Here is a 15,386-nt window from a genome sequence, read left to right as displayed (position 1 = left end):
CGCCTCCTAACTCAGTACCGAGTGCTCAATGCGATGGGCTGCGATATAGAACAAATTATCTCCCTGATTTATTGGTGAAGATAAAGGTGGATTTAGAATGATATCTGCTGCATTGGCCGGTCTCACACCAATCAATGTTGCGTCCAAACTGGATTTAAATTGCTCGAACAAATGCCGAAATTCTGTCGACTGACCTTGATATTCCAAACTGTATTGTGTCATCCCCTCCGTACTGTCCAACAACTGTTTGTGGACCTGACTTGAGCCTGGATCGAGGGTAGAACGAGCGAGCATCTCGATGGAGACAGAGGGAATCACCTCAACCTTTGGACAATGAACTTTAAGCAGATCTGCCAATGACTCTTGCTGTAGGTACGCAGTCTTGTGCGCATTCGGGTTGGCATCCGCACAAAATAATGCCGTCGTTAAAGTAACGTCGTCAGAACTGGTATCGATGATGATACGCTTAGCGCTATTGATGGAGGTACGTGCCATATCCTCCGGCTGGGTAAATGAATCCACCCGAACAAAATCAATCTTACCTGGCAGCGGGTTTTCTATATCAGTCGTCGTGCATAAGACAATTTGTTCCCGCTGCTTATTAGTACGGGCCAGTAACAGCTCGATTAGTCTCAATGTGCGAGCACCGTTCCAGCCAATAATCACGGTGTGGTCAGTCAGTGTTAACATCAGCAGTCCTTTTCTACCTTTAAATACCAGCGAGTGAATTAACATGCCAAAGCGTGTTACCACAATTGCAAATAGGCTTAACCCCAGTGGTATTACCCAGAATGCTACGAATAAACGCCCTGCAGCAGTGGCGGGAGAATAGTCGCCGTAACCAACGGTGGAAGCGGTCACCAGCATCCAATAGAAAAAGGTATCCAGCACCAGCAAGTCTGTTTCACCTGCTAGATAAAGACCTAACCAGCTAGTGAGTAAATAGATAAACAATGCAGCGATCACTGCAAGGCTGCTCAGTTGGTAAAACAGGCGAGCAGCCAGTTGGCGAAGTTTTAATACCAAAGGCATTCGTAATCCCTAACGATCCAAAACAACAGCCACCTGCTAAGTTCCAGCAGATGGCTTAAGGGCGCAGATACTATTATTTATTGCCGCGAGATGCCATTAATTGGGCCAATTTATCTTTACCTGAGGTGCCGCCACCAATCACACCCGCAGATCTCAGCTTGGCATCTAGGTCGCTGCCGCTTTCTGCATTGGCCATTTCTTCGGCAGCTTCCAACTCAGCGGCACGCTGTGCCTGTTTGCCTTTAATACGTTCTAAGCTATCTAGGGCCGTTTTGACTTTATTGTTGGCCCCCACATGCCGACTTGATACAGCAACCTGAGCTTTTTGCACAGACTCTGTAGCTTTAATCTGGTCGACTTGCTGCTCCATGCGGCGCACATTGGCTTTGGCTTTGGCCATATTCGCTTTTAGAGTACTTTCCGACTGCAGAAAGCTAGAAAGAATTTCCTGCTCTTGGGCCAATTGCGTCTCCAGCTCACTGACCTTTTCAGCACACTCAAGAGCCAGCTCTTCGTTGCCTTGCTCCATGGCGGCAACAGCATGGTTTGAGTAAGTATCAATGTCGGCTTGCAATGCCTGAGCTTTGTTCTCCGCCAGCTTGCGCTTAGCCATAATCTTGGTCAGGCTCTGATCACCTGCTTGTAACTCTTTTTTGGCTTCGCGAATTTCTTGGTCTAGGATGCGCAAAGATTGTGAGTCGGCGATGGATTCTGTAGTTTCATTGAAACTACCTTTTAAGGCGGTCCAAATTTTTGACAGACTCATGTTACACCTCACAGTTCAAGTGATCGGCATACAGTTCTAGAAACTCGCCGACATTAATAAATAGCGTTTCGATTTCCTCCAATAAAACACTGTCTTTACTTTGTGTTGATAGCGCACCAAAAGCGACATAATACTCCGCACCGCCAATCATCTTGATGCTGATGCCGGTCAATGGCTGGAGTTGATGCGTCCGCAATATCATTTGGTTCAAAACTGCTTCATCACGCACGCTGCTGAGTGGAAACAATAACGACTCAACGATAATTTGCTGCTCGCCAGCGTAGAGAAAAGCATCCAGTCCCTCGTCATTGCTGATGCTGAGACAGTTGTCTTCGCTTTCAATCGACCAGCTGTTGTGGGCATCTAAAAGCGTTTTGATGTTGTTCAAATCCCAAGCCATTTAAGCTTCCTTGGTGGCGTTTGTGATTAATAGGCAACAAATTATACTTATTTGTTTTAATGTCAATGATTGTTTTATATATTGGTGAAATAGCCAACAAAATCGCGGTGTAATCGGAAAGGCATGTTATGAAACCGGAGCAAAGTGCACAGAATAAGCGCAGCCTGGCGCAGTACCGCATGGCGATTAGCCGCTTGATTCGCTCGTCGATGATTCTCAAAAGCAAGCGCTATGAGGACTTAGCGCTTGAGCTAGAGCAGCGTGGTATTGTCCTTACCAGCGAGAATCTGCGTAGCAAAGTCAGCAAGGGAGCATTTGCTGCCGATTTGTTTTTGGTTGTGGTCGATATCCTCGACATGAACGATGAAGCTTTGCAACAGATTCAAAAATTACAACGCGAGCAGGATACTACTGATAATCCCTAACGCAGCAAATATTCGTCCATTAACCGTTCATAGCGCTCACGAATGCGATCGTACTCGCCGCTTTGTTGCAGTCGCTTTAGGCCTTGGTCGAGCTTATCGCGCATGCTTGGGTCGCTGAGCCCGGTATGACGAAGGCTGGTGGGGAACAGCGGATAATATCTGGGCTTTTGTTGGTACGCCGGGTTGCCCGGGTCGAGCTGTCGTAGCTGGCTGAAGTAATAGCGAAAGATGGAGCGCTCCATCACCAGAACGTCGTTATCCCCGCTAAACAACGATTTGACCTGCTCAAGCTGGCGTGGGTACTCGCGATAGTCAGGGCTATCAGCCGCGGTTTCAGCAAACGGCTGGGGCAACATGCGATGCGCAAGGCTAAAGGCGCCAATGCGGTAGGACTTTAGATCGCTGATCTGCTGCAAGGGCAGGGGCTTCAAGCTGATGGCGACATTTTGCATCTGAGCAATGGGTGTGCGGGTGATAAACAAGCCGCTGCTGTCCATGGGGGCGACCAGCATGGCGTCAGCAAGGCCTGTTTGAAAGGCATTGAGGTTGTCTGCATTGCTGCCAAAAACTAGGTCCAGTTCGATGTTCTCGCTGCTGAGTGCGGCTCTAAGGCGTTCTAAAGCAATGCCGTTTTGGCTGGCGGGAATGACATAGGGGGGCATGGAGTTCCCGGCCGCAACGGTCAGCTGTTGGGCACACACCACAGCAGGCAGCAATAACATGAGGCACAAGGCTTGTTTCAGGCTGCTAGCGGCCTTAGATCGCGCGATTGTGGTGGCCAAAACGTATCTCCGAGCATGGCTGTGATTAAACGGCAGACATAAAAAAACCGGGGTCAGACCCCGGTTCCATCATAGCAAGCGAGAGTGATCTCAGCTTTTCTTGGCGCGCTTACGCTCGTGCTCTTTCAAGAACTTCTTGCGCAGGCGAATGCTGGTGGGCGTTACTTCTACCAGCTCATCGTCTTCAATGAACTCCAGCGCTTGTTCCAGCGTGTGGCGCACAAACGGCGTCAGCGTCAGTGCATCATCGGTACCCGAGGCACGCACGTTGGTCAGCTGCTTGGCTTTGGTGGGGTTAACCACCAGGTCGTTATCACGGCTGTGCAGGCCGATCACCATGCCTTCATAAACCTCGGTTTGTGGGCCGATGAATAAGCGTCCGCGATCTTGCAGGGTAAACAGCGCGTAGGCCAATGCTTTACCTGCCACCATTGAAACCAATACGCCGTTATGGCGGGTAGAACCCAAGCCGGCCTGCACTGGACCGTAATGGTCAAAGACGTTGGTCAGGATGCCAGAGCCGGACGTCATGGTCAGGAATTGCGAGCGGAAACCGATCAGACCACGGGCTGGCATCATAAACTCCAGACGCACGCGACCTTTGCCATCGGGCACCATGTTGGTCATTTCGGCGCGACGGTTGCCCATTTCTTCCATGATGGAGCCTTGGTGCTGGTCTTCGATGTCGATCACAACCTGCTCGTAGGGCTCTTGCAGCTCGCCATCCACCTCTTTTTGCACCACCTCAGGTTTACCGATGGCCATTTCAAAGCCTTCACGGCGCATGGTTTCGATCAGAACCGACAAATGCAGCTCGCCACGACCAGAGACTTTGAACTTCTCTGGGCTGTCACCTGGCTCAACACGCAGGGCAACGTTATGGATCAGTTCTTGATCCAGGCGGTCTTTAATATTACGCGAGGTAACGTACTTGCCTTCTTTACCCGCAAACGGAGAGTCATTCACCTGGAAGGTCATGCTCACCGTTGGTTCGTCAACGCTCAGTGCCGGCAGCGCTTCAACGTTGCCAACGGCACACAAGGTGTCAGAAATGTTCAAGCCATCGATGCCGGAAATACAGACGATGTCACCGGCTGCTGCCTCTTCTACGTCGACGCGGTTAAGACCGTGGAAACCTTTTACCTGCTGAATACGACCTTTGCGAGTGTTACCTTCGCGGTCGATCAGCTGCACGTCAGTGCCTGGCTTCAGTTTGCCACGCGTGATACGGCCAACACCGATAACGCCAACAAAACTGTCGTAGTCGAGGGCAGATACTTGCATCTGGAATGGGCCGTCCAGCTCAACGTTCGGCGCTTGCACGTGGTCAACGATCATTTGAAACAGTGGCGACATGTCGTCAGCCATGTTGTCTGGATCATCGCCAGCGATGCCGTTCAGTGCCGAGGCGTAGATCACGGGGAAGTCGAGCTGCTCTTCGGTGGCGCCAAGGCGATCGAACAGGTCAAAAATTTCGTCCATCACCCAGTCAGGGCGGGCACCTGGGCGGTCAATTTTGTTAATTACAACAATAGGGCGCAGGCCGCGCTCAAACGCTTTTTGCGTTACGAAGCGGGTTTGTGGCATCGGGCCATCAACGGCGTCGACCAACAGGCAGACGGAGTCGACCATCGACATCACACGTTCAACTTCACCACCAAAGTCGGCGTGCCCAGGGGTGTCGACGATGTTGATGCGGTAGTCATTCCATTTGATGGCGGTGTTTTTCGCCAAAATGGTAATGCCACGCTCTTTTTCTTGGTCATTGGAATCCATGACCCGCTCGCCACCCTGGTTTCGCTCCAGCGTGCCGGACTGCTCCAGCAGCTTGTCAACCAGAGTGGTTTTACCATGGTCAACGTGGGCGATGATGGCGATATTTCTGAGATTGTCGATCACAATAGGTGCCTTGGTTAAAGTTTGAACAAAATGCGGCGCGATTATACATGAAGCCAGCGAGAATACGGCATGGCTTTTACATGGCGAGCTATTTAACCCGAGTATTGTGACTGTTTGGCGGTTTTTATGGATCTTGAGCCAAAGCAATGCGCAGCTTCATAGGGCGGCAAAACGGTTCCGTGCGCTGTGAGGTGAACCTATACTGTGCATTCTTGCAGGGAACTGCTCGGCATAACGCAGATTACGCACTAAAAAGGTGCGGTCTGCGTATGTAATGTTGTCTTTCGGTGCATTGCGAATGCTTTTGGAACTGGATGGCCCTGATTTTGTGCGGCTCAGCCGATCCTGCGGTATGGCATACAACTTGCTCCTATGACTTTCATACCAAACAGGGATGCGTCCCTTGTTCAAATCTGAACCAGCATCTGGAGAAGAAACATGTCAGAGAACACTCTGAATCTGATCAAAGAAAACGATGTGAAGTGGGTCGATCTGCGCTTCACCGATTCCAAAGGTAAGGAACAGCACGTCACCATTCCGGCGCGTGAAGTCGATGAGGATTTCTTCGAGACTGGCCAGATGTTCGATGGCTCTTCTATTGCTGGCTGGAAGGGCATTAACGAATCCGACATGATTCTGCTGCCAGATGACAGCACTCCATTTATGGATCCGTTCACAGAAGATCCAACCCTGGTGCTGCGCTGTGACATCATTGAGCCTTCTACCATGCAAGGCTATGAGCGTGACCCGCGCTCTGTTGCAAAGCGTGCAGAAGAGTACCTGAAGTCTACTGGTTTGGGCGACACCGCCTTCTTCGGCCCTGAGCCCGAGTTCTTTATCTTTGACGACGTGCGTTGGGGCCAGGATATGTCCGGCTCTTTCTACAAAATCAACTCTGATGAAGGCGCTTGGAACACCGAAACCGTGATGGAAGGCGGTAACTTGGGTCACCGTCCACGCGTTAAGGGCGGCTACTTCCCAGTTCCTCCAGTGGACAGCTCACACGACATTCGTGCGGCCATGTGTAACCTAATGGAAGCCATTGGCCTGGACGTTGAAGTACACCACCACGAAGTGGCGACGGCGAACCAGAATGAGATCGGTGTGAAGTTCAACACCCTAGTGAAGAAGGCCGACGAAGTGCAAATGCTGAAGTACGTTGTTCACAACGTCGCTGCGGCGTACGGCAAAACGGCGACCTTTATGCCTAAGCCTGTTGTGGGCGATAACGGCTCTGGCATGCACGTGCACCAGTCGTTCTGGAAAGATGGCGAAAACCAATTCGCTGGCGATAGCTATGCTGGCCTGAGCGAAACGGCGCTGTACTACATTGGCGGTATCATCAAGCACGCCAAAGCGCTGAACGCGTTCACCAACCCATCGACCAACTCTTATAAGCGTCTGATCCCAGGCTTTGAAGCGCCTGTGATGCTGGCTTACTCGGCCCGCAACCGCAGTGCATCCATTCGTATCCCTTACGTGGCGTCACCTAAAGGCAAGCGTATTGAAGCACGTTTCCCTGACCCCACTGCCAACCCATACCTGGCGTTTGCAGCCATGTTGATGGCGGGTATCGATGGCGTTAAGAACAAGATCCATCCTGGCGATGCCGCTGACAAAGACCTGTACGACCTGCCGGCAGAAGAAGCCGCAGCGATTCCTCAGGTGGCTGGCAGCCTGCGCGAAGCATTGGATGCTCTGAAAGAAGACATGGCCTTCCTGACTGAAGGCGGTGTGTTCACGGAAGACATGATCCATGCTTACATCGACCTGAAAATGGAAGATGTATTCCGCGTTGAGCACACCACGCACCCAGCTGAGTTCGATATGTACTACTCAGTGTAAGCTGAGCTATTGCTACAAAAGGCCGCGTAAGCGGCCTTTTTTGTGTCTGTTTTTCGCCCCTTCGCGAGCTGGCGTATACTGCCGCCAGTAGTTTGAGGAGTAGTTGGGTGCAGTGGGATAAAACGACGCTGGTGGCGGATACGCCCACGCTGGATTGGCAGGCCTTATCGCCGGCTTTGAGTGAGCAATGGCGAGCGTATTGCGACCACTATCGCTTGGCGTTCAGCCAGGCACATCAGCACAGTGCTGGCAAAGCTCAGCTGGGTGGCTTTGATATTGTGGTGCAATACTGGCAAGTGCAGCAGCCCAAAGGCGTCGCGTTACTGGTGCATGGCTATTACGACCATGTCGGCTTGTATCGCTCACTGATCGAGTTCTGCCTTAGCCAACAATTAAACGTGGTTTGCTTTGATCTCCCAGGCCACGGTCTTTCCAGTGGCGAGGTGGCCAGCATTGATGATTTTCGCCAGTACGATGACGTATTCAGCCAAGTGCTTAGCCAGGTCGCGCAGCTGCAGCTGCCCATTCACGTGTTTGGGCAAAGCACGGGAGGCGCCATCATTCTGCATTACTTGCTGACTCGTGGCATTCGCCAGATTGATAGTCCATTTGCCCAAGTGAACTTGTTGGCCCCCTTGATTCGACCCACGGGTTGGCGCAGTGGTAAATGGATTCATGGTCTGGTACATCGCTTTGTGCGCCAGATCAAACGCAAGTTTAAACCCAACTCAGCCAATGCCGAGTTTCTGCGCTTTGTCGCTGAACTTGACCCGCTGCAGCCACGCTTTTTGAGCGTGCGTTGGGTCGGGGCGCTCAAGCGTTGGATTCCGATGATTGAATCTCAGCCTGCCACCGATGTGGCCATTAATATCGTTCAGGGAGACTGTGATCGCACCGTCGACTGGCGTCACAACCTTCAGGTGTTGGAGCAAAAATTTCCTCGCCAGCGGCGCTTGATGGTGGCAGGTGGGCAGCACCACTTGGTGAATGAGTCGGCCTATAACCAGCGTTTGATGTTTGATCAGCTGGCTGAGTGGATGAGCGAACCTGACTGCTCTTCAAACCGCTGATCTGCCGATTGCTGCGCTGGTCACCTATTGCCATACTTTGGTACCAGAGAAACCGGTGAGAATGTGAAGCAGATACGTCGTGACGTCGCAGTTTGTCGTATCATCAACCCAATCTTACACTGTGTTACATGGGGCCCTTGTCATGGACGAGCTGCCAAACGCCCAACAAAGATTGGAAGACAACAAACGCGTGGTGCGTCAGTTTATTGAACTGACCTGGAATCAAGGACGCCATCATTTGGCGGGTAATCTGGCTTCGTCGCAGTTTACCTATCAGGCCAGCATGATCGAAACGCCGATGGGGTTGCTGGCGATGGGAGAGCTGATCGACTCCATTCGCCACGTCATGGCCGACTTTGCCGTTCTGGTGGATGACATGATTGCCGAAGGCAATCAGGTGGTCAGCCAATCAACCTTTACCGGCAGTCTGCGCCAGCCCTTTATGGGATTTGAACCAACGGATCGCATCGTAGCACTCAATGCGGTGACCTTTTGGACGGTTCGCCGAGGCGTAGTGCAATCAGCGCATTCACTGCTCGATACCGCCGAGCTGATGCATCAGGCGGCTCGAATAGGCCAAGTGGCCAACGGCTAGCCGCTCAGCGACCAGCTAGCTCTAGCACCGCTTGCCAATGCTGTTGGCTAACAGGCTGCACTGACAGCCTAGGGTTGCGTACCAATACCATATCGTTGAGTACTGGCTGCTGTTTAATCAGACTCAATGGCACAGGGTTATTTAACGCCTGTTCGGCACACAACTCGACGGTTATCCAGCGTGGCGAGTCCGGCGTTGATTTGGCATCAAAGTAGGGCGACTGAGGGTCGAATGCACTGGGGTCGGGCACCTGAGTAGCGGTTATGCGACAAATGCCCACGATTGACGGTTGCTTGCAGCTGGAATGGTAAAAAAATGCAAGATCGTCCACAGCCATGCGATCACGCATCAGGTTGCGGGCTTGATAGTTACGAACCCCGTCCCATACAGTACGGCCCAGCTCAGCCTGCTGCAAATCGTTAAAACTAAATTCTTCAGGCTCGGATTTAAATAACCAGTAGTGCATAACCGTGATCAGTAGGTATAGTTCTTGTAAAGGCTATCATCGCCTTGCAACAACAGCCACACAGAATGGCTGCGTAAACATTGGGGAAGTAGCATTACCATGAAAAAGCCAGACCTACTTATTATCTTGGCCATCTTAGTGGCCGTCGGTGCTGGGGTAACCAGCGTCAGTGCAGACCAGCGTACGCCCGCCAGCTTAATCGTTTCCGAGACCAGCATTCGCTGAGGGGAAGCGATAACAGCGTTGCTCTGTAACCATCATCTGCATGGGTACATCCCAAGATGCCATCGGTAACTGAGGCAGTTTCTGCAATTCATAGGCACAGCCGATCAATAGCGGACACTGTCGGCTATGGCGGCTGAACGCCAGGGTGCGGTCATAGTAGCCGCCCCCCATTCCCAAACGCGCACCGCGCTCATCAAAGGCAACCAGTGGTATCAATATGGCACTGAGCAACATCGCGGGTAAACAGTGGCCAGAGCGCCAGTCGGGCTCGGCAATACCGTAGCGATTGTTGCGCATCGGCATGCCAGGTTGATAACGCACAAACAGTAAATGCCCTAGTTTAAACGGGTGCAGCACCGGCAGATACACCTGCTTGCCACGTTGTAGTAGGTGCCGAATGGCGATGGCTGGGTCGATCTCACCGTCATTTTGCCAATACAGAGCAATGCGTTGTTTGCCGATGAGTTCCGGGGCAGAGCTGATATGGCGTGCGAGTTGGTGTGCGGCCTGGCGCTGCTGCTGCGGTGACAGCTGACGCCGGAGGCGGCGAATACGACGACGAAGTTCGGATTTATCCATGCGCAAGTTGGCTGGTAAAAAAGAAGAGGGCTCCCCACTGTGCCGCTGTCAAAAATAAAGCCCTTGAACCCTGAAGTTCAAGGTGGCGGGGTATTGGCTGAATAAGGCTTTCCGTCATGCGGACATGCACACAACAACCAACTTCCCCTCCTGGGTAATACGCATCGGCTCGAGGTCTTTACTGACTGGCGAACACCCCAGGGAGCAGGTGCATAATAGCAAACAACAGAGTAGGAATCCGACCCCAGTAACGGACTTTTACAGTTCCAGTTGTTGGTCTTGATCCAATAACTGGTCGATGTCTTCACTCAGCTGCGACAAGGTGCGCTGTGTTTGCTGATCTTGCTGGCGCAGTTCGATCAGCTCGTTGGCCATATTCAGCGCAGCAATAACCGCGATGCGGTCTGGCCCCAGCACTTTGCCCGTGGCAGAGCCTGCTTGTTTGATTTCTTGCATGCGCTGGTCGAGTAGGCGGGCCGATTCATATAAGCGATCTTCGGCCCCTTCTGGGCAGTTGATGCGGTATTCGCGATCCAGAATGTTCAGAGACAAAGTTTTGGGTGAGCTAGCCACTGTTGCGCTCCAGAGTTTGCAGGCGTTGGATCATATCATTGACCTTTTGCCGTGCCATCTCGTTTTGCTGCAGCAGCTTGGCGCGCTCAGCTTGCCATTGAGCTTCAGCCAGACGCATGGCTTTGTTCTGCTCCCGCAGCTGCTCATGGGCAGCCAGCAGTTTCGCCAATTGGCGCTGCAAGTACTGAAGTTGTAAAGCGCTGTCCGAAGCTGGATAAGCGTCGCTGTCCATGAAACTGATCTACCTTGGCGGAAAACTCGAAGACGTCATGGCTGAGCCATGCGCCGAGCCTACTATATTAGGCGCTGCTGTGAATGGTCAATTGTCGCGCTTGGGTTGGGGCAGCCGCCAGCGAGCGGCAATGTTAGAATGCGCCACAACCCATCACAAAGCGACATATGTTTATGGATTTTTCTGATCTCGCCGATACTTGGCTTCAGGCCCGCTGCTTTCAATCACCGTCTGCTCTGCATGGCTGGCTGACGGGCTATTTGGCAGCCGGAGCACGGCTAAAGCCGGAAGCATGGATACGCGAGGCACTGGATTATCTGGAGCTGGAAGAGGCACCAGAAGAGTCTCTCAGCCAAGCTCTGGCCAAGTTTTACCCGAACGTGCTGCAAAGCCTGGCACAAGAGGACATGAGCTACGAGCCCTTACTCCCCAGTGAAGAAGAAGCTGATGTCGACGAGCAGCTGGATTGCTTAGCGCAATGGAGCAAAGGCTTTCTCGATGGCTTTGGTGCCGCCGGTAACGTCAGCGGCCAGCTGCCGGAAGATGTGACGGAAGTATTGCGTGATCTCGACGCCTTTACCGGCGCCACCCTCGAAGACCCCGCCGACCCGGAAAACGAATTCTTATTGCAGCAAATCGCCGAGCATGCCCGCATGGCGGCGTTAACGGTGTTTTATTCGCTCAATCAAATGCCGACCCAGTCGGGTCAACAACTACATTAAGGAAGCCCTATGAAGCTGGATGCCCAGGAGTTCAAGCAGCGTCGTCAGCAGCTGATGGACAGCATGGCCGATAACAGCATCGCCATCTTGCCTGCTGCCCCCATCACCAGCCGCAACAGTGATGTGGAACACCCATACCGCCCTGACAGTAACTTCTATTACCTCAGTGGTTTTGACGAAGCCAATGCGGTACTGGTGCTGATGCCAGGGCGGGAGCACGGCGAGTACATCCTGTTTTGTCAGGAAAAAAACGTCGAGCACGAAATCTGGGAAGGGCGCCGCGTCGGCCCCGATGCCGCGCCCGAAGTGTTGGGTTGTGACGATGCCTTTCCCATCAATGACATCGACGACATTTTGCCGGGTTTGCTCGAGGGCCGCAGTCGCATCTACGCCAGCTTTGGCATCAGCCCGGAGTTTGATCAGCAGCTGATGCACTGGGTCAACCGCATTAAACGGCACATGCGCAGCGTCGTATCGGCGCCGCACGAGTTCAGTGCGCTGGATCATTTGCTGCACGAACAGCGTCTGATTAAATCGCCCGCAGAAATCGACATGATGGCCCGTGCCGGTGAAATCACGGCGCAAGCGCATACCCGCGCCATGCAGCGAGTGAAACCTGGCTTGCATGAGTATCAACTCGAAGCAGAGCTGATGCATACCTTTATGGATGCCGGCGCTGGCTGGGCCTACCCCTCGATTGTCGGGGCTGGCGACAATGCCTGCATTTTGCACTACACCAGCAATCGCTCTGTCATTGCCGATGGCGATCTGGTATTGATCGATGCCGGCTGTGAACTGGAATATTACGCCTCAGATGTGACGCGTACTTTTCCCGCTAACGGGCGTTTCACTGCACCGCAGCGTACCTTATATGACCTGGTGCTGGCGGCACAGTACGCCGCCATCGAGCAGGTAAAGCCAGGTAATGACTGGAACCAACCGCACGATGCAGCGGTCAAGGTACTGACGCAAGGCCTAGTGGACTTGGGCTTATTGTCGGGCACGCTTGAACAAGCGTTAGAAGAACAGAGTTACAGCCGCTTCTTTATGCACAAAACGGGTCATTGGCTGGGCATGGATGTGCACGATGTGGGCGATTACCGCGTTGATGGCGAGTGGCGCTTGCTGGAGCCTGGCATGGTGTTAACCATCGAGCCGGGTTTGTACATCGCGCCCGATGACGACAGCGTGGACGAGCAATGGCGTGGCATCGGCATTCGCATCGAGGATGACATTGCCGTTACCGACAGCGGCCACCGCAACCTGACCGCGGCGGTGGTGAAAGAAGCCGACGACATTGAGCGTTTAATTCAGGGCTGAGTGCAAACGAGGCTGACTCTTTTTAGGGGTGACCATGACACACGCCGATACTGACATCGCCATTTTAGGCGCAGGCATGACGGGGGCCAGCTTGGTGCATTTGCTGCGCCCGGCGCTGGCAGCGGGCTGGCGCATTACCCTGCTGGATGGCAAGGCGCTGCGCTGGGACGGCGATATCGCCAGTCGGCCGCCAAGCTTTGATGGTCGTGCAACGGCGTTGTCCTACGGTACCCAACAACTGTTACAGCAGCTGCAGGTGTGGCCGAGTATTGCCGAGCGTGCTTGCGCGATCGAGCACATTCAGGTGTCAGACCAGGGTCGCTTTGGTCAAGCGCATTTGCATGCGGCGGAGCAAGACACGGATGCACTTGGGTATGTGATTGAAAATGCGGTGCTGGGTCAGGGGTTATTGCAGCCTCTGGCCGAGCTGCAGGGTTTGGAGATACGCGCTCCGGTTAAGGTTGAGCGCATCACCATGAACCAAGAAGGCGCTTTATTGCAGCTGGATAGTGGCGACACGCTGCAGACCCGCTTGCTGGTGATGGCCGATGGCGGTCGCTCGCCGTTAGCGGCTCAACTTGGCATAGAACAGCGGCGCAAGTCGTACCACAGTTTTGCTCTGGTGACTCAAGTCGAAACGGACCGGCCTCATCAACATTGGGCCTATGAGCGCTTTAGTGAAGCCGGGCCGATTGCTTTTCTGCCGCTGGGGCAGCGTCAGTTTGCTGTGGTGTGGACCTTGGCAGACGATGCCGTTAACGCCGTGCTGGGCCTGAGTGATGAAGCATTTTTACAGCATTTACAGCAGCAAATCGGTTGGCGGGTCGGGCGTTTACAACGAGTCGGTGAGCGTCAGGCGTATCCCTTGGCACTGATGACGGCCAGTGAGCAAGTGCGACGCTCGCTGGTGTTGCTAGGCAACGCTGCACACAGTTTGCATCCGGTGGCGGGTCAGGGGTTTAACCTGGCACTGCGTGACACCGCGATGTTGGCGCAGCACTTAAATCAGGCCAGTCAGCGCGGTGATCACCCTGGAGAGCTGGCACTGCTGCAGCGCTATGTGCAACAGCAGCAAACGGATCAGCGCAATACCATTCAAGCCAGTGATTGGCTGCCAAGCTTGTTCGCCAGTCGTCAGAGCTGGCTACAAGGGCTGCGTGATGTCGGCTTGGTGGCGATGTCGGCGGCGCCGACGGCGCGGCGTTTGTTTGCCCGTCATGCCATGGGCTTAGGGCAGCGCGCGGCGCAATTAGGAGAGTGACATGCAATACGATGTGATCGTGGTCGGCGCTGGCATGGTGGGGTTATCCATTGCCGCGTATTTGGGGCAACACAGTCAATGGCGCATCGCCGTGGCTGACCCAGTGCTGGCTCAGCCTGCGCAGCGATCAAGCGGTAACCAAGTCGCCGATTATGATTTGCGTGTCAGCGCGTTATCGGCGCAGTCTCAGCGTTGGTTGCAGCAATTGGGTGCTTGGCAATACATTGGCCGCAAACAGCCCTATCAAGCCATGCATGTGTGGGATGGCGAGGGCACTGCGTCGGTCACCTTCGATTGCCATGATCTCCATCGCCCAGATTTGGGCCACATCGTTGAAAACAGCCATACCGTGGCGGCGCTGCGCCAGCGACTGAGCGAGTTAGAGGTGACGTTGCTGCCTGAGGCTGTGGCGCACATCGACAACGCTCAGCACGGCTCGACGCCTGTGACTTTGGCTAATGGGGAGGTCGTTGAGGCGAGCTTGGTGGTTGGTGCCGACGGTGCTCAGTCACGTATTCGCCAGTGGGCGGGGTTGCCGACACGTGAGTGGGATTATCATCATCACGCCATTGTCGCCTCGGTGCGGTTGCAGCAATCTCTCAAGGCAACGGCCTGGCAGCGCTTTCGCCCCCAGGGTCCGTTGGCGTTATTGCCTTTGCCCGGTGACGAGCAGCTGGCATCGATTGTCTGGTCGACTGTACCTGAAGAAGCCAATGCCTTGATGGCGCTGGATGACGACGCCTTTGCTACCGCCTTGACTGAGGCGTTTGAACAACGGCTTGGCGCGGTGGAGCAAGTATCGCCGCGCTTTGCTATTCCCTTGCGCCAGCGCCATGCCAAAGATTATGTCATGGCCGGCATCGCGCTGGCCGGCGATGCCGCGCATACCATTCACCCATTGGCTGGGCAGGGCGTTAACCTGGGCTTTAAAGATGCCATCGCGTTAAGCGAGGAGCTGCTGCGTGGCCACCAGCGTGGGCTGGCTGCCGGTGAGCTGAGTGTGCTGCAACGCTACCAGCGGCGTCGCCAGGCCGATAACTTGGCCACCATGGCGGCGATGGAAGGATTTAAGCGCTTATTCGCTGCCGATAGTCATTGGTTGCGCTTGGCGCGCAATGAAGGCATGCGCTGGTTTGATCGCTGGCTGCCCGTTAAGCAGCATGTGATGCAGCGTGCCATGGGGCTGTGATAGGC

General features: G+C 53.8%; 17 protein-coding genes and 1 other RNA gene. 8 read left to right on the top strand and 10 right to left on the bottom strand.

Features of this window, described 5'->3' with window-relative positions; genetic code table 11:
• Positions 1-6 precede the first annotated feature (6 nt).
• The 3 genes from IE090_RS12380 to IE090_RS12370 form a co-directional block, all read right to left on the bottom strand.
• On the bottom strand, positions 7-1,032 hold the full coding sequence (locus tag IE090_RS12380; protein ID WP_189388702.1) for a potassium channel family protein: 1,026 nt from the start codon (positions 1,030-1,032) through the stop codon (positions 7-9).
• A 73-nt stretch (positions 1,033-1,105) separates the two neighbouring features.
• Positions 1,106-1,798: a PspA/IM30 family protein gene (locus IE090_RS12375; protein ID WP_189388701.1), complete on the bottom strand. Its 693-nt coding sequence runs from the start codon at positions 1,796-1,798 to the stop codon at positions 1,106-1,108.
• Between the two features lies 1 nt (position 1,799).
• Positions 1,800-2,198 (bottom strand): DUF2170 family protein, encoded by a 399-nt coding sequence (locus IE090_RS12370; RefSeq protein ID WP_189388700.1) that lies wholly within the window; start codon positions 2,196-2,198, stop codon positions 1,800-1,802.
• Between the two features lie 128 nt (positions 2,199-2,326).
• Between IE090_RS12370 and IE090_RS12365 the strand changes: the two genes are divergently transcribed.
• On the top strand, positions 2,327-2,623 hold the full coding sequence (locus IE090_RS12365; RefSeq protein ID WP_189388699.1) for a DUF6471 domain-containing protein: 297 nt from the start codon (positions 2,327-2,329) through the stop codon (positions 2,621-2,623).
• On the opposite strand, the gene IE090_RS12360 is transcribed toward IE090_RS12365, so the two are convergent.
• Positions 2,620-3,405 (bottom strand): substrate-binding periplasmic protein, encoded by a 786-nt coding sequence (locus IE090_RS12360; RefSeq protein ID WP_189388698.1) that lies wholly within the window; start codon positions 3,403-3,405, stop codon positions 2,620-2,622. The genes IE090_RS12365 and IE090_RS12360 overlap by 4 nt on opposite strands.
• Before the next feature lie 90 nt (positions 3,406-3,495).
• Positions 3,496-5,304 carry a translational GTPase TypA gene (gene typA / locus IE090_RS12355; RefSeq protein ID WP_189388697.1) on the bottom strand — a complete coding sequence of 603 codons (1,809 nt, stop codon included), beginning with the start codon at positions 5,302-5,304 and terminating at the stop codon, positions 3,496-3,498.
• Positions 5,305-5,742: 438 nt separating this feature from the next.
• Between typA and glnA the strand changes: the two genes are divergently transcribed.
• The 3 genes from glnA (at position 5,743) to IE090_RS12340 (ending at position 8,814) form a co-directional block, all read left to right on the top strand.
• Entirely contained in the window at positions 5,743-7,149 is a 1,407-nt protein-coding gene (glnA, locus tag IE090_RS12350) for a glutamate--ammonia ligase (protein WP_189388696.1), read from the top strand.
• 107 nt (positions 7,150-7,256) lie between these two features.
• Positions 7,257-8,219, top strand: coding sequence for an alpha/beta hydrolase (locus IE090_RS12345; RefSeq protein WP_189388695.1), 963 nt, complete (start codon positions 7,257-7,259; stop codon positions 8,217-8,219).
• A 142-nt stretch (positions 8,220-8,361) separates the two neighbouring features.
• A complete protein-coding gene (locus IE090_RS12340; RefSeq protein WP_189388694.1) occupies positions 8,362-8,814 on the top strand; it encodes an ester cyclase in 453 nt (150 codons plus the stop codon).
• A gap of 4 nt (positions 8,815-8,818) precedes the next feature.
• Here IE090_RS12340 and IE090_RS12335 read toward each other — a convergent pair whose 3' ends face one another.
• The 5 genes from IE090_RS12335 to IE090_RS12315 form a co-directional block, all read right to left on the bottom strand.
• On the bottom strand, positions 8,819-9,280 hold the full coding sequence (locus IE090_RS12335) for an EVE domain-containing protein (RefSeq protein WP_189388693.1): 462 nt from the start codon (positions 9,278-9,280) through the stop codon (positions 8,819-8,821).
• A 195-nt stretch (positions 9,281-9,475) separates the two neighbouring features.
• Positions 9,476-10,084, bottom strand: coding sequence for a 5-formyltetrahydrofolate cyclo-ligase (locus IE090_RS12330; protein WP_189388692.1), 609 nt, complete (start codon positions 10,082-10,084; stop codon positions 9,476-9,478).
• Positions 10,085-10,111: 27 nt separating this feature from the next.
• Positions 10,112-10,291, bottom strand: a non-coding RNA gene (ssrS, locus tag IE090_RS12325) — 6S RNA.
• A gap of 51 nt (positions 10,292-10,342) precedes the next feature.
• Positions 10,343-10,657, bottom strand: coding sequence for a cell division protein ZapA (locus IE090_RS12320; RefSeq protein WP_189388691.1), 315 nt, complete (start codon positions 10,655-10,657; stop codon positions 10,343-10,345).
• Positions 10,650-10,889, bottom strand: a complete 240-nt coding sequence (locus IE090_RS12315; protein WP_189388690.1) for a TIGR02449 family protein — start codon at positions 10,887-10,889, stop codon at positions 10,650-10,652. Before IE090_RS12315 ends, IE090_RS12320 begins: the two co-directional genes overlap by 8 nt.
• Before the next feature lie 173 nt (positions 10,890-11,062).
• Here IE090_RS12315 and IE090_RS12310 point away from each other — a divergent pair, with 173 nt between their 5' ends.
• The 4 genes from IE090_RS12310 to IE090_RS12295 are packed head-to-tail and all read left to right on the top strand — an operon-like array spanning position 11,063 to position 15,381.
• Positions 11,063-11,611 (top strand): UPF0149 family protein, encoded by a 549-nt coding sequence (locus IE090_RS12310; protein ID WP_189388689.1) that lies wholly within the window; start codon positions 11,063-11,065, stop codon positions 11,609-11,611.
• 9 nt (positions 11,612-11,620) lie between these two features.
• Positions 11,621-12,931 (top strand): Xaa-Pro aminopeptidase, encoded by a 1,311-nt coding sequence (gene pepP / locus IE090_RS12305; protein WP_189388688.1) that lies wholly within the window; start codon positions 11,621-11,623, stop codon positions 12,929-12,931.
• A gap of 34 nt (positions 12,932-12,965) precedes the next feature.
• Positions 12,966-14,192: a 2-octaprenyl-6-methoxyphenyl hydroxylase gene (ubiH, locus tag IE090_RS12300; RefSeq protein WP_189388687.1), complete on the top strand. Its 1,227-nt coding sequence runs from the start codon at positions 12,966-12,968 to the stop codon at positions 14,190-14,192.
• Between the two features lies 1 nt (position 14,193).
• Entirely contained in the window at positions 14,194-15,381 is a 1,188-nt protein-coding gene (locus tag IE090_RS12295) for a UbiH/UbiF/VisC/COQ6 family ubiquinone biosynthesis hydroxylase (protein ID WP_189388686.1), read from the top strand.
• The last annotated feature ends 5 nt before the right edge of the window (positions 15,382-15,386 follow it).

Origin of the sequence: Bacterioplanes sanyensis, assembly GCF_014652515.1 — a bacterium.
Lineage (GTDB): Bacteria > Pseudomonadota > Gammaproteobacteria > Pseudomonadales > Oceanobacteraceae > Bacterioplanes > Bacterioplanes sanyensis.
This window is presented reverse-complemented; position numbering and strand designations above follow the sequence as displayed.

Coding starts and splice junctions, on each gene's coding strand:
- IE090_RS12335 (WP_189388693.1), bottom strand. CDS start 9,280: ATGCACTACTGGTTATTTAAATCCGAGCCTGAAGAATTTAGTTTTAAC.
- glnA (WP_189388696.1), top strand. CDS start 5,743: ATGTCAGAGAACACTCTGAATCTGATCAAAGAAAACGATGTGAAGTGG.
- IE090_RS12375 (WP_189388701.1), bottom strand. CDS start 1,798: ATGAGTCTGTCAAAAATTTGGACCGCCTTAAAAGGTAGTTTCAATGAA.
- IE090_RS12370 (WP_189388700.1), bottom strand. CDS start 2,198: ATGGCTTGGGATTTGAACAACATCAAAACGCTTTTAGATGCCCACAAC.
- ubiH (WP_189388687.1), top strand. CDS start 12,966: ATGACACACGCCGATACTGACATCGCCATTTTAGGCGCAGGCATGACG.
- IE090_RS12295 (WP_189388686.1), top strand. CDS start 14,194: ATGCAATACGATGTGATCGTGGTCGGCGCTGGCATGGTGGGGTTATCC.
- IE090_RS12365 (WP_189388699.1), top strand. CDS start 2,327: ATGAAACCGGAGCAAAGTGCACAGAATAAGCGCAGCCTGGCGCAGTAC.
- IE090_RS12310 (WP_189388689.1), top strand. CDS start 11,063: ATGGATTTTTCTGATCTCGCCGATACTTGGCTTCAGGCCCGCTGCTTT.
- IE090_RS12330 (WP_189388692.1), bottom strand. CDS start 10,084: ATGGATAAATCCGAACTTCGTCGTCGTATTCGCCGCCTCCGGCGTCAG.
- IE090_RS12340 (WP_189388694.1), top strand. CDS start 8,362: ATGGACGAGCTGCCAAACGCCCAACAAAGATTGGAAGACAACAAACGC.
- IE090_RS12315 (WP_189388690.1), bottom strand. CDS start 10,889: ATGGACAGCGACGCTTATCCAGCTTCGGACAGCGCTTTACAACTTCAG.
- pepP (WP_189388688.1), top strand. CDS start 11,621: ATGAAGCTGGATGCCCAGGAGTTCAAGCAGCGTCGTCAGCAGCTGATG.
- IE090_RS12380 (WP_189388702.1), bottom strand. CDS start 1,032: ATGCCTTTGGTATTAAAACTTCGCCAACTGGCTGCTCGCCTGTTTTAC.